General features: G+C 72.5%; 19 protein-coding genes. 9 read left to right on the top strand and 10 right to left on the bottom strand.

Annotation, left to right across the window (positions count from 1 at the left end; translation table 11 throughout):
- Positions 1-215: 215 nt before the first annotated feature.
- On the bottom strand, positions 216-635 hold the full coding sequence (locus AOQ37_RS02265; RefSeq protein ID WP_062640557.1) for a DUF2752 domain-containing protein: 420 nt from the start codon (positions 633-635) through the stop codon (positions 216-218).
- Positions 628-1,158 (bottom strand): TM2 domain-containing protein, encoded by a 531-nt coding sequence (locus tag AOQ37_RS02260; RefSeq protein ID WP_062640555.1) that lies wholly within the window; start codon positions 1,156-1,158, stop codon positions 628-630. Before AOQ37_RS02260 ends, AOQ37_RS02265 begins: the two co-directional genes overlap by 8 nt.
- Positions 1,159-1,308: 150 nt before the next feature.
- Between AOQ37_RS02260 and AOQ37_RS02255 the strand changes: the two genes are divergently transcribed.
- The 4 genes from AOQ37_RS02255 to AOQ37_RS02240 all read left to right on the top strand — a co-directional run bounded on the left by AOQ37_RS02255 (position 1,309) and on the right by AOQ37_RS02240 (position 3,588).
- Positions 1,309-1,716, top strand: a complete 408-nt coding sequence (locus tag AOQ37_RS02255) for a VOC family protein (RefSeq protein WP_062640553.1) — start codon at positions 1,309-1,311, stop codon at positions 1,714-1,716.
- A gap of 102 nt (positions 1,717-1,818) precedes the next feature.
- A complete protein-coding gene (locus AOQ37_RS02250) occupies positions 1,819-2,235 on the top strand; it encodes a hypothetical protein (protein WP_062640551.1) in 417 nt (138 codons plus the stop codon).
- 5 nt (positions 2,236-2,240) lie between these two features.
- A complete protein-coding gene (locus AOQ37_RS02245) occupies positions 2,241-2,762 on the top strand; it encodes a thiol-disulfide oxidoreductase DCC family protein (protein WP_062641386.1) in 522 nt (173 codons plus the stop codon).
- A 10-nt stretch (positions 2,763-2,772) separates the two neighbouring features.
- The gene (locus AOQ37_RS02240) at positions 2,773-3,588 is read left to right on the top strand and encodes a TetR/AcrR family transcriptional regulator (RefSeq protein ID WP_062640549.1); all 816 of its coding nucleotides are present in this window, start codon (positions 2,773-2,775) and stop codon (positions 3,586-3,588) included.
- A gap of 1 nt (position 3,589) precedes the next feature.
- Here AOQ37_RS02240 and AOQ37_RS02235 read toward each other — a convergent pair whose 3' ends face one another.
- Entirely contained in the window at positions 3,590-5,995 is a 2,406-nt protein-coding gene (locus AOQ37_RS02235; RefSeq protein ID WP_062640547.1) for an MMPL family transporter, read from the bottom strand.
- A gap of 167 nt (positions 5,996-6,162) precedes the next feature.
- Here AOQ37_RS02235 and AOQ37_RS02230 point away from each other — a divergent pair, with 167 nt between their 5' ends.
- Positions 6,163-6,852, top strand: a complete 690-nt coding sequence (locus tag AOQ37_RS02230; RefSeq protein ID WP_062640545.1) for a response regulator transcription factor — start codon at positions 6,163-6,165, stop codon at positions 6,850-6,852.
- Positions 6,849-8,321, top strand: a complete 1,473-nt coding sequence (locus AOQ37_RS02225; RefSeq protein ID WP_062640543.1) for a sensor histidine kinase — start codon at positions 6,849-6,851, stop codon at positions 8,319-8,321. Before AOQ37_RS02230 ends, AOQ37_RS02225 begins: the two co-directional genes overlap by 4 nt.
- Positions 8,322-8,355: 34 nt before the next feature.
- On the opposite strand, the gene AOQ37_RS02220 is transcribed toward AOQ37_RS02225, so the two are convergent.
- From AOQ37_RS02220 to AOQ37_RS02205, 4 genes are all read right to left on the bottom strand, one after another.
- The gene (locus tag AOQ37_RS02220) at positions 8,356-8,757 is read right to left on the bottom strand and encodes an ATP-binding protein (protein WP_062640542.1); all 402 of its coding nucleotides are present in this window, start codon (positions 8,755-8,757) and stop codon (positions 8,356-8,358) included.
- Between the two features lie 121 nt (positions 8,758-8,878).
- On the bottom strand, positions 8,879-10,420 hold the full coding sequence (locus AOQ37_RS02215) for an ABC transporter substrate-binding protein (protein WP_234436765.1): 1,542 nt from the start codon (positions 10,418-10,420) through the stop codon (positions 8,879-8,881).
- A 219-nt stretch (positions 10,421-10,639) separates the two neighbouring features.
- The gene (locus AOQ37_RS02210; RefSeq protein ID WP_062640538.1) at positions 10,640-11,905 is read right to left on the bottom strand and encodes a metallophosphoesterase; all 1,266 of its coding nucleotides are present in this window, start codon (positions 11,903-11,905) and stop codon (positions 10,640-10,642) included.
- Between the two features lie 2 nt (positions 11,906-11,907).
- Positions 11,908-12,147: an SCO4848 family membrane protein gene (locus tag AOQ37_RS02205; protein ID WP_057602998.1), complete on the bottom strand. Its 240-nt coding sequence runs from the start codon at positions 12,145-12,147 to the stop codon at positions 11,908-11,910.
- A gap of 91 nt (positions 12,148-12,238) precedes the next feature.
- Between AOQ37_RS02205 and AOQ37_RS02200 the strand changes: the two genes are divergently transcribed.
- Positions 12,239-13,594, top strand: coding sequence for a D-alanyl-D-alanine carboxypeptidase family protein (locus AOQ37_RS02200; RefSeq protein WP_470793892.1), 1,356 nt, complete (start codon positions 12,239-12,241; stop codon positions 13,592-13,594).
- Here the strand turns inward: AOQ37_RS02200 and AOQ37_RS02195 are convergent.
- The 3 genes from AOQ37_RS02195 to AOQ37_RS02185 all read right to left on the bottom strand — a co-directional run bounded on the left by AOQ37_RS02195 (position 13,548) and on the right by AOQ37_RS02185 (position 16,060).
- Complete coding sequence (locus AOQ37_RS02195; protein ID WP_062640536.1) at positions 13,548-14,465, bottom strand: YihY/virulence factor BrkB family protein; 918 nt, start codon at positions 14,463-14,465, stop codon at positions 13,548-13,550. The genes AOQ37_RS02200 and AOQ37_RS02195 overlap by 47 nt on opposite strands.
- Positions 14,466-14,604: 139 nt before the next feature.
- Entirely contained in the window at positions 14,605-15,558 is a 954-nt protein-coding gene (locus AOQ37_RS02190) for a decaprenyl-phosphate phosphoribosyltransferase (protein ID WP_062640534.1), read from the bottom strand.
- Complete coding sequence (locus AOQ37_RS02185; protein ID WP_062640532.1) at positions 15,551-16,060, bottom strand: phosphatase PAP2 family protein; 510 nt, start codon at positions 16,058-16,060, stop codon at positions 15,551-15,553. The genes AOQ37_RS02190 and AOQ37_RS02185 overlap by 8 nt, the downstream gene beginning before the upstream one ends.
- Positions 16,061-16,192: 132 nt before the next feature.
- Between AOQ37_RS02185 and dprE1 the strand changes: the two genes are divergently transcribed.
- Positions 16,193-17,578, top strand: a complete 1,386-nt coding sequence (gene dprE1 / locus AOQ37_RS02180) for a decaprenylphosphoryl-beta-D-ribose oxidase (RefSeq protein ID WP_062640530.1) — start codon at positions 16,193-16,195, stop codon at positions 17,576-17,578.
- Positions 17,575-18,330, top strand: coding sequence for a decaprenylphospho-beta-D-erythro-pentofuranosid-2-ulose 2-reductase (dprE2, locus tag AOQ37_RS02175; protein WP_062640528.1), 756 nt, complete (start codon positions 17,575-17,577; stop codon positions 18,328-18,330). Before dprE1 ends, dprE2 begins: the two co-directional genes overlap by 4 nt.
- The last annotated feature ends 35 nt before the right edge of the window (positions 18,331-18,365 follow it).

Below are 18,365 nucleotides of genomic sequence, written 5' to 3'. Positions count from 1 at the left end.
CTGCGGGAGGCCGAGGCGGCCTGCTCCGAAATGGGGAGTCCAGGAGGGACGCGACGCGACAACCACACGCGTCGACCGACGTCGACCGATCTCGACCCACGTCCTCGCACGGCTCCGCCATGCCAGGACGTCCCCCCTGTGACTGGTGAGCCTAGAGAAAACAGAGGGTAAAAAGGGAGTACAGATGATCCATCGTTCCTGATCCGTGATCAAAATCAGTCAACGACGTTCCGCAGCACCGTCCATGCCACCGCGACGGCGAGAACGACCGTCAACGCCCTGGGGCCCAGGTTCGGATGCCAGGCGCGGCCGTGCAGCCCCTCCCACATCCAGCGGACCAGCATCGCGAGCGCGTACGGCGAGGCGAGCAGCAGGACCCGGTTGTCGAGCCAGGCCTGGGCGAAGTGAGCGTGCATCAGGTCGTACACCATGCGGGTGCCGCCGCAGGCGGGGCAGAGCAGGCCGGTGACGAGCCGGAACGGGCACCGCGGCAGCCAGTGGCCGGGCTGGTGCGGATCGGTGACGTAGAGGTACACGGAACCGGCCGCGCCGGCGGCGAGCACCGCGAGGGGCCCCGCCGCCGGGTGCCGCAGCGCGGCCGGACACCTCGTGGAGAGGCGGTCCGCGTCAGCCACGCAGGATCCGCCCGTCGGAGTCGGTCTTGTCGTCGCTGACCAGCAGGATGATGCCGTCGATCAGCGCCCAGATGCCCAGGCCTCCGCAGGTGAACAATTGGGCGAGGCCGATGCCGACGTCACCCATGTAGAACCGGCCGACGCCGAAGCTGCCCAGGGTGAGCTGGAGCACGCCCGCGACGATCTTCGACTTCTCGGAGTAGGGGCGGCCCATGAGGTCGTACCCGTAAGGGGCTTGGGGATCGCCGGTGAAGGTGCCGGGCGGTATGTAACCGGGCGCGGGGTAGCCGGGGGCCGCGTAGCCGGGGTGGGCGTAGCCCGGGTACGGCGGGCCGGCCTGGGGGTAACCGTAGGGGCCGGGCCCGGGCTGACCGGGCTGACCACCGAACGGCCCGGCGTCCTGCGGGCCGGCGGGACCGGCGGGGCCCGCGCCGGGGTACCCGTAGCCGGGATGGGGCGGCTGCGGCGTCGGCGGCTGCTGGGGCTCCTGTGGCGGCTGCGGCTGCTGCGGTGTTTCGGACAAGGTGAGTTCCCCCGAGGTCAGGTGATCGGACCATCCGTAGAGGTGATGAGCGCGGATGGCTGGCCCAACATCTTGCAGCAGAAATCCCGCCACGCGGAGACCGGGGTGCTCTTGACCGGTTTTCGGGCCCCCTCCACCTAATCTGACGGCATGTCAGATGACCAGTCGTACGAGCTGCTCGGATTCGACAACGTCCTGCTGCCCGTCGGGGACCTCGGGGAGGCGGTCGGCTTCTACGAGCGGGCCGGGTTCACGGTGGGACTGCGGTTCGACGAGGCCGGGATCGCACTGCTGAAGGCAGGGGGCGAGACGCCGGGGATCCTCCTCCGGCAGGAGGAGGGCCTGGGGCACCGGCCGCCACCGTGGCCGTCCCCACGCCTGTGGCTGGAGGTGCCGGACGCGCGGGCCGCGGCCCGGCGGCTGACCGGGGCCGGCCTCACCCTTCTGGACCCGCCGTTCTCCACGTCCACCGGCTGGACCGTCGAGATCGCCGACCCCTGGGGGAACGTCCTCGGGCTCACGGACTACCTCAAGCGGCCCGAGCTGGCGAGGCGTTAGCGCGGCGGGACAGCGGCACCCCTCCAGTTGAACGTGTTCAAAACAAGCGCTACAGTCATGCCTCGACAGCGTTTTGAACGCGTTCAAGAAAGGGTGGGGAACATGGACCGCACGGTCATCGCCTACGTCGTCTACCTGGTCGTCAGCATCGGTCTGACCGTCTGGGTGGCCAGGACCCTCAGTCGCAACGGGCGGATCTTCCTCGCCGACGTGCTCCAGGGGAACGAGAAGCTCGCCGACGCCGTCAACCACCTCCTGGTGGTCGGCTTCTACCTCCTCAACCTCGGCTTCGTCGCCCTCTACCTGAGCGGCGACGACACCATCGAGGACACGCGCGGCATCTTCGAGGCCCTCTCGACCAAGCTCGGCGTGGTGCTGCTGGTCCTCGGCGCGATGCACCTGGCCAACGTGTACGTCCTCAACCGGATCCGGCGGCGCGGGGTCATGGAGCGGGAGCAGGTCCCGCCCGTCGCCCCGCAGGCCTGGACCGCCCCCTCGGCACCCGCCGCCGGGGCGTGAGCACCATGGCCGCCGGACCGGCCACCGACCGGGACGCCGCCGACCGGGACGCCCGGCGCGTCCCGGTCCGCCGGCTCACCGTGCTCCACGACGCCGCGTGTCCCCTGTGCCGCTACCTGCGCGACTGGCTGGGCCGGCAGTCGCAGCTGGTGCCGCTGGAGTTCGTCCCGGCGGGCTCCGCGGAGGCGGCCGCCCGCTTCCCCGGCCTCGACCACCGCGCGACCCTCGACGAGATCACCGTCGTCGGCGACTCGGGCCAGGTCTACCGGGGCCCCGCGGCCTGGATCGTCACCCTGTGGGCGCTGCGCGAGTACCGCCCGACGTCCCACCGGCTGAGCACTCCCGCCGGGGCGAAACTGGCGCGGGGAGCGGTGCTCGCCGCCGCCAGGTGGCGCGACAGCCACGGGCAGGCCGTGGGCTGGGACGGCGGTGTCTACCGCCGCGGCGACGGCTGGTCGTACGACCCGCAGCAGGGCTGGAGCTACCGGCGGCCCACCTGTGCCGACGGCGCCTGCGCCACTGGCTAGGCTCCTGTACGTGCCCGCGAACAACGACGGTCCCGCCGAGGCCGCTTCCCCGTCCGAGCCCCATGAGGCCGCCCCCGCGACCGAACGCCATGAGGCCGTCCCCACGTCCAAGTCCGAGCAGACCCGCGCTCTGATCCTGGAGACGGCGATGCGGCTGTTCCAGGAGCGCGGCTACGACAAGACGACGATGCGGGCCATCGCCAAGGAGGCCGGTGTCTCGGTCGGCAACGCGTACTACTACTTCGCCGGCAAGGAGCACCTGATCCAGGGCTTCTACGACCGGCTGGCCGCCGAGCACCGGGAGGCCGTCCGGGACGTCCTGTCCCGGGAGACCGGCCTGGAGGCCCGGCTGGCGGGGGTGCTGCGGGTCTGGCTCGAGGTGGCCGAGCCGTACCACGAGTTCGCGGTCCAGTTCTTCAAGAACGCCGCCGACCCGGACAGCCCGCTCAGCCCGTTCTCCGCCGAGTCGGAGCACGCGCGCGAGGAGGCCATCGCCGTCCACAAGGAGGTGCTCGCGGGGTCGAAGGCGAAGGTCCCGGAGGAGCTGCGGGAGGTGCTGCCCGAGCTGATGTGGCTCTCCCAGATGGGCCTCGTCATGTACTGGATCTACGACCGTACGCCGGGGCGCGAGCGCAGCTACCGGCTGGCCGGGCGGGGCGCGCGCCTCACCGCGCGGGGGGTGGCGCTGGCCCGGTTCCGGGTGCTGCGGCCGCTCGTCCTCGAGGTCCACGACCTGTTCACGGACTTCCTGCCCGGCATGACCAACGCCCTGCCGGACCCCGTGAGGAAGAGTCCGCCCGGCCCGGCGGACTCCTCCTCGGACTGAGTCAGCCCACCTCGGCGCCCTCCTCCAGCTCCACGTCGAGGACCAGCGGCTCCCCCGCCACCGTCAGCTTGCGGGCGCGCCTGAGCAGGGGCGGGGCGGCCGTCGTGGCCAGCAGGTACGTTCCCGGGGCCGGGACGGAGAGGATGTAGGAGCCGTCGGCGAGGGAGGTCACGCGGTCCAGTTCCCGGCCGCCCTGCGACAGCAGGGTGACCGTCGCGTCCTCCACCGGCTCACCGGCGGTGTTCCGGACGAAGCCGTGCACGACCGAGGCCGGTCCTTCGCCGGCCGCGGCCGGCTCCGGCGCCGCCGCCTCCTCCTTGGGCTCGACCGCGAGATGCGGCAGCCGCTTCTCCAGCCACCCGGGCAGCCACCAGTTGGAGTCGCCGAGCAGGTGCATCGCGGCCGGCACCAGTGCCGTGCGCAGGATGAACGCGTCCAGCGCGACCGCGGCCGCGAGGCCGACGCCCGCCATCGCCGCGCCCGCGTCGCCGCTGAGCACGAAGGCGAGGAAGACGCAGACCATGATCAGGGCGGCGGAGTTGATGACCCGGCTGGTCTCCGCGAGGCCCACCCGGACCGCTCGCGCGTTGTCCCTGGTGTGCACCCACTCCTCGTGCATCCGGCTGACCAGGAAGACCTGGTAGTCCATCGACAGGCCGAAGAGCAGGGACAGCATGATGACCGGCAGGAAGGCGTTGATCGGCCCCTCCTTGCCGAGGCCGAGCAGGTCCAGGCCCCAGCCCCACTGGAAGACCGCGACGAGCACACCGAACGAGGCCGCGGCCGCGACCAGGTTCATCAGAGCGGCCGTCAGTGGCACCACCAGGGAGCGGAAGGCCACCAGGAGCAGCAGGAAGCCCAGGCCGATGATGGTGGCGACGAAGAGCGGCAGCCGGTCGCCGGTGACGGTGGCGAAGTCCTTGGAGACCGCCGTGACACCACCCACGTGCGCCCGGGCCCCGGCGTCGGGGATCACCTCGTCGCGCAGGCGGTCGATCAGGGTGTCGGTCTGCTCGGACTGCGGCGAGGTCGTGGGCACCACCTGGATGACCGTCACCCCGCTCGCGGGCGGCAGCGCGACCACCTGGGCGACGCCCTCCGTGCCCTTGATGCCCTGGGCCAGGGCGTCGGCGCCGGCGCCGTCCACGACCACCTGGAGCGGGCCGTTGAAGCCCGGCCCGAAGCCCTCGGCGAGCAGGTCGTAGGCCTGCCGGGTGGTCGTCGAGGCGTCGTCGTTGCCCTGGTCGGTGGCGCCGAGACGGAGGGACAGCACGGGGAGCGCGAGCACGGCCATGACGACCAGCGCGATCGCGGCGATCGTCCGCGGCCGGCGCTGGACGCCCACCGACCAGCGGGCCGCCGGGCCGCTCGTCCTCTCCGGCTCGGGGCCGGTCGCGGCCAGCAGGCGCCGCTGCTTGCGGCTGAGCACGCGCGGGCCGAGGAAGCCGAGCAGCGCGGGCAGCAGGGTCGTCGCGGCGAGGACGCTCAGCACCACCGTCAGGGAGGTGCCGATGACGACGCCGTCCAGGAAGCGCAGGTTCGTCACCAGCATCCCGGCGAGGGCGATGCACACCGTGCCGCCGGCGAACAGCACGGCCCGGCCGGAGGTGTTGAGGGCGGTGACCGCCGACTCCTCCGGGTCCATGCCGCGCAGGACGCCCTTGCGGTGCCGGGTGACGATGAACAGGGCGTAGTCGATGCCGACGCCGAGGCCGATCAGCGAGGACAGCAGCGGGGCCAGGTCCGGGATGTCCGTGACATGGCTCAGCAGCTGGGTCGAGAACAGGCCCATGCCGACGCCGAAGACCGCCACGGCGAGCGGCAGCAGCATGGCGTACAGCGAGCCGAAGGCCAGGAACAGGACGACGGCCGCCGCCGCGAGGCCGACCATCTCGGCGAGTCCGGTGGGCGGTTCCTGCACCCGCTGGACGGCCTGGCCGCCCACCTCGACCTCCAGGCCGTCCTTTCCGGCGTCCCGCGCGGTGTCGACGACGTCCTGGACGAGCTCCTTCGGGACGGCGTTCGCCTGCTCGGTGAAGGTGATCTGGGCGTAGGCGATCCGCCCGTCACCGCTGATCTGTGCCGTGTCCGGGGCGTACGGACCGGTGACCCCGCCGACGCCCTTCATCTTCGCGATCTCGTCCAGCGCGGGCTGGATCCGGGACCGTACGTCCTGGTCCCGTACCGAGCCCTCGTCGACCTTCCACACGACCGTGTCGGTGTCGCCGGCGCTCGCCGGGAACGCCTTCTCCATCAGGTCGTACGCCTTCTTGGAGTCCGTGTCGGGGAGGGAGAAGACGTTCGCGTAGTCTGTGCCCGCCGTCGAGGCCGAGAATCCCAGGCCGAACAGCGCCCCCACCCAGAGCAACAGGACCACCAGCCGGTGCCGATAGCACCAGCGTGCCAATGCCGCCACGCTCAATCTCCTTCAACAGATCGTCGGTCGGTCCCCCAGGTCCTGGACAACAGGATCGGCGGCGCCACGCGTGCAAGGACATGTGACGACCATGACTCTCAAGGAACTCCAAAGCGGGAACCGGCCCGATCGTGGGCGGGTCCGCCGATACTGGGGGCATGACGACGGCTTCCGGCACCGTGCTGGTCGTGGAGGACGAACCGAGCATCGCGGACGTCCTCGCCATCGCCCTGCGCTTCCACCGCTTCGAGGTCATGGTGGCGGGCACCGTCCGCGAGGCCCTCGCCCTCGCCGACCGCACCCGGCCGGACGTGGCCCTGCTGGACGTGATGCTGCCGGACGGCGACGGCCGGGCGCTGGGGCGTGAACTGCGGGCGCGCAGGCCCGGTCTGGCGCTGGTGTTCCTCACCGCGCGGGACGCGCCGACCGAGATCGTCGGCGCCCTGGGCTTCGGCGACGACTACATCACCAAACCGTTCGACATCGAGGTGGTCGTCGCCCGGATCACCGCGGTGCTGCGCCGTACCCGGCCGGCCGACGTCCTGCCGCAGCGGCCGCCCCTGCGCTACGGCGACCTGGAGCTCGACGAGACGACGTACAGCGTGCACCGCGCGGGCCGCTCGGTCGAGCTCACACCCACCGAGTACGCGCTGCTGCGGTTCCTGGTGCGCAACGGCGGCCGGATCGTGCCCAAGGAGCAACTCCTGCGTCATGTCTGGCAGTACGAGCACACCCCGCCGGAATCGACGGTCGTCGAGACCTACATCAGTTATCTGCGGCGCAAGCTGGACGTCCTGGGACCGCCGGTGATCACCACCCGGCGGGGCGTCGGATACGGGCTGGCGTGAGGCGCGTCCACCGGCACGGCATCCACTCGCTGCGGGCCAAGCTGACGGCGGCGAACGTGGGGCTGCTCGCGCTGGGCATCGTCGTCGCGACCGCCGTCAGCCTGATGGGGATGCGCCACTACCTGGTCGACCAGGTGGACACCGAGCTGACCAAGATGCGCGACTCGCTGGGCAGTTCGCAGCTCACCCTGCGCCAGATCGACTCGCTGTCCGTGCTGAGCGTCGTCAGCGACCGGCTCATGCCCCGGTCCACGGACGAGGGCACGGACACGCGGAACGCGGACAGCCGGCCGGCACCGGAATCGATCTTCACCGCCGTCGACGGCCGGGGCAGCGCCCTCGCCATCTTCGCCGTCGAGCCCACCGAGGCCCAGCGCGGCCTCGCGCGGGCGGTGTCCGACCCGCTCGCCCTCAGCACCGACACCGACCCGCACGACGTCACCGTGCTGGGCGACACCTACCGCGCGACCGCGACCCGGCTCCCCGACGGCACCTACATCCTGATGGCCACCTCCACGGAGGCCCTGCACCAGGGCATAGCGAAGGCCCTGAAGCTCGACCTCGCCGTCGGCACCCTGCTGCTGGCCCTGCTGGCCTGTCTGACCCTGTTCAGCGTGCGGCGGCGGATGCGGCCGCTGGAGGACATGGTGGAGACGTCGTCGGCGATCGCCGAGGGCGACCTGACCCGGCGCGTACCCTCCAGCCACCACCCCACCCAGGAGGTCGAGCAGCTGCGGCTCGCCCTGAACTCCATGCTCCACCAGGTGGAGACGGCGTACCGCACGCGCGAGCACAGCGCGGCCCAGCTGCGCCGCTTCGTGGCCGACGCCTCGCACGAACTGCGCACCCCGCTCGCCGCGATCCGCGGCTACCTCCAGCTCTACGACCAGGGGATGCTGGTCGAGCGGGAGGAGCGCCGGCGGGCCTGGGACCGGATGAACGGCGAGGTGGACCGGATGGGCCGGCTCGTCGACGAGCTGCTCACGCTGGCCCGTCTCGACCAGCGGCCCGAACTGCGGTTGCGGGGCGTGGACGTGAGTCGTCTGGTGCGGGACTCGGCGCAGGACCTGCGCGCGCAGCAGCCCGGGCGGCCGGTCACGGTCGAGGCCGACGGGGCCGTCCTGGTGCGGGCCGACGAGTCGGGGCTGCGTCAGGTGCTGGGCAACCTGGTCGCCAACGTGCGCACCCACACGTCCGCCGAGGTACCGGTACGGCTCGGTGTGGAGCGGGTGGACGGGGTCGTACGGCTGTCGGTGGAGGACCAGGGGCCGGGGCTCGGACCGGAGGACGCGGCCCGGGTCTTCGACCGTTTCTTCCGGGCCGGGGGCGGCGCGGGCAGCGGCCTAGGCCTGGCCATCGTGCAGGGGGTGGTCCGGGCGCACGGCGGCGAGGTGAGTGTGCGGACGGCGCCGGGCGAGGGCCTGGCCGTCACCGTGACGCTGCCGGCCCGGCCGAAGGCCTGCGTCTGAGCGTGTGCCACCGAGCGGATGCCCGGGCGACCCCCTAGGCGGGGGCCGTGACCAGGGCCCACACCGTCTTGCCGTGGCGGCCCCGGCTCCAGACGCCCCACGCGGCGGCGAGGTGCTCCACCAGGTGCAGGCCGCGGCCGTGCTCCTCCGACTCGCCGACCTGCCGCGGCCGGGGTTCGAGCCGGCCCTCGTCGGAGACCTCTATGAGACAGGAACCGTCCCCGAGGGCGGTGACGGCCACCTCGAACTCCCGCTCCAGCAGGGGCCCGTGGCGTACGACGTTGGTGGCCAGCTCGGACACGACGAGGATCACGTCCGCCAGCGCCGGGTCGTCGGGACCGTGGCCCCAGTCGGCGAGATGGTCCCGTACCCGGCGCCGGGCGAGACCGACGGACGCCGGGTGCCGGGGCAGCCGGAAGGAGTTGCGTCTCAGCACGTCTGCTCCTCATCCCGTACACACCTCCGTCACATGGTGCCGCTCCGGGTGCCTGCCCGGTGGGACGGGGGCGCATGCCCGGCTCACGGGATCAGGTCCGCGAGCCGGGTGGGGATTTGGCTCAGATCCAGTCGAGTTTCCAGAGGCGGAACACCCCGTTGCCGTCCGCCAGGAACTGGCCGCCGCCGATGTCCGCGCTGGTGACGATGTACTCCTTGCGCTGCCACAGCGGGACGACAGGCACCTCCCGGGCGACGACCTGCTGGAGGTCGCGGAAGTCGCCGGCGGCCCGGCTGCGGTCGGCGAACTGGCGGCTGCCGGCGATGTACTTGTCGACGGCCTTGTCGCTGAAGCCGGTGTTCATGGTGGAGCCGGTGCCGACGAGCGGGCCGGCGAAGGTGTCCGGGTCGGGGTAGTCGGCGACCCAGCCGACCGCGTACGCGTCGAGCTTGCCGGTGGCCCACCGCTTCTGGAAGTCGGTCCACTCGTAGCCCTTGACGTCCACCCGGAACAGACCGCTCGCCTCCAGTTGCCGCTTGAGCTCCTCCGCCTCGGCCGCCGCGGCGCCGCTGCCCACGCCGTAGCCGTAGGTGAACTTCACCGGGATGCCGACACCGGCCGCCTCGAGGAGCTTGCGCGCCTTCGTGGCGTCGCGGTGCGGGTAGCTGTCGAAGAAGGAGGTGGTGTGGCCGGTGATACCGGTCGGGATGAGCGAGTACAGCGGCTCGACGGTCCCGTCGTACACGCTCGCCGCCAGCTGCTCCCGGTCGATCAGCCAGGCCATCGCCCTGCGCACCTCCGTGGCGTGCAGCGGCGAGCCGGAGCGGGTGTTGAAGTACAGGTTGCGGGTCTCGGAGCCGTCGGCCTCGTAGACGCGCTGCTCGGGGTCGCTGGTGTCGAGGGCGGCCAGTACCGAGGGCGGCAGCTGACGGGTGGCGGCCTTGATCTCCTTGGCCTTCCACGCCTTGTCCAGGGCCTCGGGGTCGGCGTAGTAGCGCAGCTCGACGGGGGCGCCGGTCGACACCGCGCCCTGGTAGCGCGGGTTGGGCGACAGCAGGATCTTCTTGCCCTTCGTGTACCGGGTCAGCCGGTACGGGCCGGTGCCGTCGACGCCGCTGCCGACGCGCAGTCCGTCCGCCGGGTAGCGGGTGTGGTCGACGATCGAGCCCGCGCCGGTGGCCACCTTGAACGGGAACGTGGCGTCCGGCGCAGACAGGTGGAAGGTGACCTTCAGACCCTTGGCGTCCACCGACTTCAGGGTGGAGAACAGGGACGCCGGGCCGACATCAGAGTTGATCTTCTTGACCCGTTCGAAGGAGTACTTCACGTCCTCGGCGGTGACCTCGGCGCCGCTGTCGAAGGTGAGGTCGTCACGCAGTTCGCAGGTGTACGTGAGGAGACTGCCGCCGGCGAAGGAACAGCTCTCGGCCGCGTCCGGCACGGGCGAGACACCGCCCGGCTCGTAGGTCAGCAGCGACTGGAAGACGTTGCTGAACAACGCCCAGGATCCGGCGTCGTAGGCGCCCGCCGGGTCGAGCGAGGTGACGGTGTCCGTGGTGCCGACCGTGATGGTCTCGCCGCCACCGCTGTCCCGCGACGGCAGCAACTGCCAGCCGCCCACTGCGACGACCGCGAGAACCAGCAGCGTCACGAGTATCCGCATGCGAACAGATCGCATGGTGATGCCCTGCCTCCCCAGGCCGCCCGAGGGGCCCAGTCCCCAGAAGAAAGTGCCGCCCCCCTTGGCGGCGGGCTCACCTAATCACACGTGTTTCGCCAGGGGGAAGAGGAATCTGACGAGATGGGAAAGAACTTACCGACGCCGTGTTTCGCCCGGGTTTCACAGCCTGTTCACAGCCTGCCGAGGATTTTTGACGGTCCGTCAGGCGTGCGTCGAGGCCAGTTCGACGACGGTGATGTCGGAGGGCGCTCCGACCCGGGTCGGCGGACCCCAGGCGCCCGCGCCCCGGGACACGTACAGCTGGGTGTCGCCGTAGCGCTCCAGCCCCGCCACGGTCGGGTTGGCGGCGGCCGCCAGGAAGTTGCCGGGCCACAGCTGACCGCCGTGCGTGTGGCCGGAGAGCTGGAGGTCCACGCCGTGGCGTACGGCGTCGTGGATCTGGACGGGCTGGTGGGCGAGGAGCACGCACGCGCGCGTGGTGTCACGGTCGCCGAGGGCGCCGTCGAAGTCGGGCCCCTGACCCTCGCTCTCGCCCGCGATGTCGTTGACGCCGGCCAGGTCGAACCAGGGCAGTTCCTGACGTGCGTTCTCCAGCGGGTCCATGCCGAGTCGCCGCACCTCCTCCACCCACTGTTCGGCGCCGGAGAAGTACTCGTGGTTGCCGGTGACGAAGAAGGTGCCCTGCCGGGCCTTCAGCCGCGCGAGCGGGGCCGCCGCCGGGCCGAGGTCCTTCACGCTGCCGTCGACCAGGTCACCGACGACCGCGATCAGGTCGGGCTGCGTCGCGTTGATCGTGTCGACGACCCGCTGCGCGAAGCCGCGGCCGAGGACCGGGCCCAGATGGATGTCGCTGACGACCGCGATCCGGTACCCGTGGGCGGCGCGCGGGAGCTTGGCCAGCGGCACCGTCACCCGCTTGACCCGGGGGCCGCGCAGGACGCCGTAGGTGCCGTGGCCGACCGTCCCGACGGCGACCGCGGCGGCGGCGCCGCCCACGACCCGGGACACGAAGAGCCGGCGGGACGGGGCGGAGACGGACGGTGCCGGACGCTCGGGTTCCGGTGACCCGGGGGTGGGCCCGCCGACCGGGAGCGGGCTGGGCTGGGGGTGCGCCGCGGGCGCCTGGGCCGGTGTCTCGGCGGGTGCCCGCTCGGCCCGCTTCTCCAGGAAGCGGCGCAGCAGCGGCCGTACGGCCTCGCCCACGATCACGGCCAGCAGCAGGTACACCGACAGGGCCAGCCAGAGGAAGCCCGGCCAGGCCAGTGCGCGCTGGAGCCAGAAGGGAGCGCCGGCGCGTTCGGCGACCAGGGCGCCGATCGCCAGCGCCCAGCCGCCCGCGACCAGTACCGCCCCGCCGCGGCGCGCCGGTCCGGGGCCGCGGGTGGTGTCGTGGAACAGCCGCCGCCACAGGTACCAGTTGGCCGCGACCAGCACGGTCAGGGCGAGCAGCGCGAAGACGATCACCATGGCTATGACGCCCGCCGCAGTGCCCGCAGACCACGCAACCCGATGGCCCCGACGACCGTCCCCAATACGAAGGAGACGACCGCGAGCGTCAGGTGCACCCAGAAGTACGCCGTGGGATCGCCGTCGTCGAACGCGAGTCCGCTGCTGTCCTTGACCAGGTTCTTGACGAAAGTGACCCAGATGACCCAGCTCCACACCCCGAAGGCGAGCAGGAACCAGGAAACGGGGCGGCTGAGCTTCATGGGTTCAGTATCACCGGCGGTTGTCCGGTTCCGTGACCGGGGTGGGGTGGGGGACGGGACATCCCGTCGCGTGCCAGGTACGTTCTCCGTCGTGCCCGCACCCATGATGCAGACCGTCAGGCGAACCCTGCTGGTCACCTCCGCGACCCTCGCGTCCCTCGCGCTCACGGCGCCCGTCTCGCTCGCGGCGCCGAGCCCGTCACCGTCCCCGGCGGCGTCCGGATCACCGTCGGCGTCCGTGTCGGCGTCCGCCGCGGCCTCCGGATCGGCGTCCGCCTCCGCGTCGCCGTCGGTCGCGCCCCCGGCGAACATGTCGTCCCTGGGCGGCACGCGGCTCGGGCAGGCCGGGACGCAGGTGGCGCTCGCGGGCGGCGCGCCGGTGCTGCCGAAGGACCTCACCGCACGGTCGTGGATCGTCGCCGACGCCGAGTCGGGAGACGTGCTCGCCGCGCACAACGCGCACTGGCGGCTGCCCCCGGCGAGCACGCTGAAGATGCTCTTCGCCGACACCGTGCTGCCGAGGTTCCCGAAGACCACCGTGCACAAGGTCGAGGCCGCGGACCTGGCCGGCATGGGGGCCGGTTCCAGCCTCGTCGGCATAAAGGAGGGCGAGACGTATACGGTCCACGACCTGTGGCTCGGCGTCTTCCTGCGCTCCGGCAACGACGCCGTGCATGTCCTGTCGCAGATGAACGGCGGCATCGCCGAGACCGTCAAGGACATGAACGAGCACGCCGAGGAGCTCCAGGCCCTCGACACCAACGTCGTCTCCCCGGACGGCTACGACGCCCCCCACCAGGTCTCCTCCGCGTACGACCTGACGCTGTTCGCCCGCTCGGGACTCCAGAAGCAGGACTTCCGGGAGTACTGCGCGACCGTCACGGCCAAGTTCCCCGGCGAGACGACGAAGAAGAAGGGCAGGACCACCCGCGGGACCTTCGAGATCCAGAACACCAACCGGCTGCTGAGCGGCGACTACGACATCTCCCAGTACCCGGGCATCGCGGGCGTCAAGAACGGCAACACCACCAACGCGGGCGCCACCTTCACCGGCGTGGCCGAGCGCAACGGCAAGGTGCTGCTCGTGACGGTCATGAACCCGGAGAAGACCGACCACAACGAGGTCTACAAGGAGACCGCCGCGCTGCTGGACTGGGGCTTCCAGGCGGTCGGCAAGGTGACGCCGGTCGGTGAGCTGGTCGCGCCGAAGGGCACCGCGCCGGCCGGCGCGCAGCCCGGCGCGGGCCCGTCTCCCTCCGAGGGACAGGCCGGTGGCGCCGGAGCCGTGTCGGCGAAGCCGGTGGCGGGCGCGGTGACCGGAAGCGGCTCGGGCGGCATGTGGATCGCGCTGGCCATCACCGGTGGGCTGCTGGTGCTGCTCGCGGGCGGCGGGTACCTGGTCAACCGCCGCTGGCCGCTGCCGGACCTGGTACGACGTCGTCGCTGACGTCGATGTCCCGGGGGTTGTCGGGGACGCTGCCCGTCGCCGTCCAGGCCGCGCAGTAGAGGACCAGCTTCGAGGTGAAGTTGATCCACAGCAGCAGGGCGATGGGCACGCCGAACGCCCCGTACATGCTCTTGGCGGCCACGCCCTGCATATAGCCGCTCAGCAGCAGCTTCAGCAGTTCGAAGCCGATGGCGCCGATGAGCGCGGCGACGACGAGGCGGCGGCGCGGGGGTTCGACCCCGGGCAGCAGGGTGAGGACGTACAGCAGGAGCAGGAAGTCGGCGAGGACGGCGACGGAGAACGCGGCGACGCGCAGCAGGACGCTGCCCCAGCCCTCCTTGTCGATGCCGGACTGCTCGGTGATCCAGCCGACCAGCGCCGAGGCGACGGTGGAGATGGCGAGGGTGAGCAGGACGGCGCCGCCGAAGCCGACGAGGACGCCGGTGTCCTTGGCCTTGCGCAGGAAGGGGTTCTCGTCGTCGTCGGGCCGCTCCCACACGGCGCGCAGACAGTCCCGCATCTGGCCGACCCAGCCGATGCCGGTGACCAGCAGCAGCGCACCGGCGATGAGACCGATCGCGCCCGCGTTCTGGACCAGGCCGTTGATGTCCAGCTGGTCGGAGATGCCGGGGACCTGGTCGGCGATCTTGTCCTGGAGGTCCTGCTGCTGGGACTCGCTCAGCAGGGCGGCGCCGACGGCGGCGGCCACGGTCAGCAGCGGGAAGAGCGCGACGAAGCTGACGAAGGTCATGGCGGCGGCCAGCCGCGTCCACTTCACCCGGTCCAGTCGCTCGTACGACCGCCACGCGTGCGTGGCCATGAGGCGCGCGATCCACGGCCCGATGCCGGGGAGCTTCTTCAGCCAGTCCATGGTCCGACTCTGCCCCTGTCAGGAGGAACGACGCGGATGTCGCCGGTGCGAATCCCGCGGAACACCGTGGTTCGGGTACCCCGCAAACGCGGGGAGACCGCCGATGCCGGGCCGGCCGGTCGCGGCCCGCGCGCGGGGCTCACCGATCGGCCACCGCCAGCGCGTACATGCCCAGCCAGACCAGGCCGATGACGACGAGCGCGCGGTCGCCGAGGACGACCTCCTCGGGCTCGCCCGCGGTGCCCCGGTCGGCGAAGACGGCGTAGCGCAGGACGGCCAGGATGAAGGCGACCACGGACAGCTCGCGCCAGGGCAGCACGCTCGGGTGCGGCACGCCGCCCGCCTCCAGGGCCCACAGGCAGTAGCCGAGCACGGCGACCCCGGCCGCCAGCTGCCAGACGAAGCGCAGGTAGCCGGTGGTGTACTCGGTGAGCAGCACGCGGGTGGCGCCCGCCGCGCCGGCCAGTTGGACGGCCTCGGAGTAGCGCTTGGCGGCGACCATGAACAGCGCCCCGAACCCGGTGGTGATCAAGAACCAGCGCGAGAGCGGGATCCCCAGGGCGAGTCCGCCCGCCATGGCCCGCATCAGGAAGCCGGTCGTGACGACGACCAGGTCGACGACCAGGACGTGTTTCAGGCTGACGCAGTACGCCAGTTGCATGCCCAGGTAGGCGGTGAGGAGCACCGCGACGGCGGGGGTCGTCAGCCAGGCCGCGACGGCCGGCGCGAGGACCGCGAGGATGCCCGCGACGCCGTACGCGACGGGTACCGGGACCTCTCCGGCGGCGATCGGGCGGTGCCGTTTGGTGGGGTGGGCGCGGTCGGCCTCGGCGTCCCGGGCGTCGTTGACCAGGTAGACGGCGGCGGCGCAGGCGGTGAACAGGGCGAAGACGAGGGCGAGTCGGCCGGCCGCGTGCGGGGAGAACAGCCGGCCGGCCGCAGCGGGGGCGGCGACGACCAGGACGTTCTTGACCCACTGCTTGGGGCGGGTGGTCCGCAGGAGGCCGCCGACGAGGGGGCCGGGGCGCCGGCTCGGGGGCCGGGGGGCCGGCGGGCGGTGCGTGCGCTGCCGGTGGAGCAGTGCCTCAGCCACGGCGTCCCTCTCTCGTCCAGCGCGCCCCCCACCGCGCGGTGGCCGCCCCCAGGGCCGCGCCCGCCACCACGTCGGAGGGGTGGTGGACGCCGGTGACCAGACGGGAGAGGCACATCGCGGCGGCGAGCGGCGCGGCGGCGTACACCCCGAGCCCGCCGTAGGCGACGGCGGCCGCCGTCGCGGAGGTCGCGTGCGAGCTGGGGAACGAGTGCCGGCCCACGGTGCGCACCCGGGGTGCGAGGCGGCTGGGGCGCGGGCGCCGGACGACGTGTTTCACCACCGTGCCGGCGGCGTGCGCGCCCGCGGTGAGCGCGGTGGCGCGCAGCCAGGCGCCGCGCCGGGCGCCGTCGAGGGCGGCTCCGAGGGCGCCCGCCGCGAGCCACAGGGCGGCGTGCTCGCCCGTCCGGGAGAGGGCGCGCGCGACGCGGGCGACGCGTGGGTCCGCGCCCAGGGCGTGGAGCGCCGAGAGGATCCGGTGGTCCAGGTCGTCGAGTTCGTCCATGGGGACCGACTGTTCACGTCCGCACTCCCGGAACTCCGGCAATATAGAGCGACATCCCATTAATCACCCATTTCGGGGAGTGGTGCATGTTTCAAAATTAATCGCCCATATAGAGCCGATACGGTCACCTCCATGCCTGCCGAGACCACGACCGCGATCACCGCCGAGACCGTCTCCGTCACGGGTTGGGGCCGCACCGCCCCCTCCGTCGCGCGCCTGGTCCGCCCCCGGACCTACGCGGAGGCCGTGTCGGCGGTCCGGGAGTGCGGTCCGCGCGGCGGCATCCCCAGGGGCCTGGGGCGGGCGTACGGGGACGCGGCGCAGAACGCCGGTGGTGCGGTGATCGACCTGACCGGCCTGGACCGGATCCACGTCATCGACGCCGGCGACGGGAGCGTCCTGTGCGACGCGGGGGTCTCCCTGCACCGGCTCATGGAGGTCCTGCTGCCGCTCGGCTGGTTCGTGCCGGTGACCCCCGGCACCCGGTACGTGACCGTGGGCGGCGCGATCGGCGCCGACGTCCACGGCAAGAACCACCATGTCTCCGGGTCCTTCACCCGGCATGTGCTGTCCTTCGAACTGCTCACGGCGGACGGCACGATCCGCACGGTGGAGCAGGGCACCGACCTGTTCGACGCGACCGCAGGCGGCCTGGGCCTGACCGGCGTGGTGCTGACCGCCAGGATCCGGCTCCAGCCGGTCGGGACGTCCCTGATGTCGGTCGACACCGAGCGGGCCGCCGACCTCGACGACCTGCTGGCCCGGCTGACGGCCGGCGACCAGCGCTACCGCTACTCGGTCGCGTGGATCGACCTCCTCGCGCGCGGGGCCGCCACCGGACGGGCCGTCCTCACCCGCGGCGAGCACGCGCCCCTGGACGCGCTGCCCGCCCGCGCGCGCAGGACCCCGCTCGTGTTCCGCCCGCCGCGGCTCCCGGCGGTCCCCGCGTTCCTGCCGAGCGGCCTGCTCACCCGCACGACCGTCGGACTGTTCAACGAGCTCTGGTACCGCGGCGCGCCCCGCGCGCGTACCGGCGAACTCCAGAGCCTGGCCGCGTTCTTCCACCCGCTCGACGGCGTCCCGCACTGGAACCGCGTCTACGGCCGCGACGGCTTCGTGCAGTACCAGTTCGTCGTCGGGCACGGCCGGGAGGAGACCCTGCGCCGGATCGTGCGGCGCGTCTCCGCCCGCCGCTGCCCGTCCTTCCTGGCCGTCCTCAAGCGGTTCGGGGACGCCGACCCCGGCTGGCTGTCCTTCCCCCGCCCGGGCTGGACCCTCGCGCTGGACATCCCGGCCGGGCTGCCCGGCCTCGGCGCCTTCCTCGACGAACTGGACGAGGAGGTGGCGGGCGCCGGCGGCCGCGTCTACCTCGCCAAGGACTCCCGGCTGCGCCCCGACCTGCTCACCGCGATGTACCCGCGCCTCGACGACTTCCGCGCGCTGCGCGCGGAGCTGGACCCGCGCGGGGTGTTCATGTCGGACCTCGCCCGCCGGCTCAACCTCCAGGAGTCACCATGAAGGACGCCTTCGGCCTCCCCCAGTCCCTGCTCGTCCTCGGCGGCACGTCCGGGATCGCGCTGGCCACCGCCCGCCGGCTGATCGCCCGCCGCACCCGCACCGTGTGGCTGGCCGGGCGCCCGTCGCCCGCCCTGGAGTCGGCCGCCGCCGAGCTGCGCACACTGGGGGCGGACGTCCACACCGTCGCCTTCGACGCGCTCGACCCCGGGTCCCACGAGACGGTCCTCGGCAAGGTCTTCGCCGAGGGCGACGTCGACACCGTGCTGCTCGCCTTCGGCGTGCTCGGCGACCAGGCGCACGACGAGCGCGACCCGGCGGCCGCGGTGCGCGTCGCGCAGACCAACTACACGGGGGCGGTGTCGGCGGGGCTGGTCGCCGCGCGGGCCCTCCAGACCCAGGGCCACGGCTCGCTGGTCGTCCTCTCCTCCGTCGCAGGCGAGCGGGCCCGCCGCTCGAACTTCATCTACGGCTCCAGCAAGGCGGGCCTCGACGCCTTCGCGCAGGGGCTGGGCGACGCGCTGCACGGCACCGGCGTGCACGTCATGGTCGTACGGCCCGGGTTCGTCCGGACGAAGATGACCGCGGGGCTGCCGGAGGCGCCGCTGGCGACCACCCCGGAGGCGGTCGCCACGGCCGTCGAGCTGGGGCTGCGGCGCCGCTCGGAGACCGTGTGGGTGCCCGGCGTGCTGCGCGTGGTGATGTCGGCCCTGCGGCACGCGCCCCGCGGACTGTTCCGCAGGCTGCCGGTCTAGCCCCCGGGCCCCCCGGGCCCCCGGTCCGGCGCGAG

Origin of the sequence: Streptomyces maremycinicus, from assembly GCF_001184025.1 — a bacterium.
Classification (GTDB): Bacteria; Actinomycetota; Actinomycetes; order Streptomycetales; family Streptomycetaceae; genus Streptomyces; species Streptomyces maremycinicus.
The sequence above is the reverse complement of the archived record's forward strand: the minus strand, read 5'-3'. Positions and strand labels throughout refer to the sequence as shown.

Excerpts from the sequence above, each read along its gene's own strand:
- AOQ37_RS02195 (WP_062640536.1), bottom strand. The coding sequence starts at position 14,465 with ATGGACTGGCTGAAGAAGCTCCCCGGCATCGGGCCGTGGATCGCGCGC.
- AOQ37_RS02255 (WP_062640553.1), top strand. The coding sequence starts at position 1,309 with ATGTCAGATGACCAGTCGTACGAGCTGCTCGGATTCGACAACGTCCTG.
- AOQ37_RS02210 (WP_062640538.1), bottom strand. The coding sequence starts at position 11,905 with ATGGTGATCGTCTTCGCGCTGCTCGCCCTGACCGTGCTGGTCGCGGCC.
- dprE2 (WP_062640528.1), top strand. The coding sequence starts at position 17,575 with ATGAAGGACGCCTTCGGCCTCCCCCAGTCCCTGCTCGTCCTCGGCGGC.
- AOQ37_RS02215 (WP_234436765.1), bottom strand. The coding sequence starts at position 10,420 with ATGCGGATACTCGTGACGCTGCTGGTTCTCGCGGTCGTCGCAGTGGGC.
- AOQ37_RS02250 (WP_062640551.1), top strand. The coding sequence starts at position 1,819 with ATGGACCGCACGGTCATCGCCTACGTCGTCTACCTGGTCGTCAGCATC.
- dprE1 (WP_062640530.1), top strand. The coding sequence starts at position 16,193 with ATGCCTGCCGAGACCACGACCGCGATCACCGCCGAGACCGTCTCCGTC.
- AOQ37_RS02230 (WP_062640545.1), top strand. The coding sequence starts at position 6,163 with ATGACGACGGCTTCCGGCACCGTGCTGGTCGTGGAGGACGAACCGAGC.
- AOQ37_RS02185 (WP_062640532.1), bottom strand. The coding sequence starts at position 16,060 with ATGGACGAACTCGACGACCTGGACCACCGGATCCTCTCGGCGCTCCAC.
- AOQ37_RS02205 (WP_057602998.1), bottom strand. The coding sequence starts at position 12,147 with ATGAAGCTCAGCCGCCCCGTTTCCTGGTTCCTGCTCGCCTTCGGGGTG.
- AOQ37_RS02245 (WP_062641386.1), top strand. The coding sequence starts at position 2,241 with ATGGCCGCCGGACCGGCCACCGACCGGGACGCCGCCGACCGGGACGCC.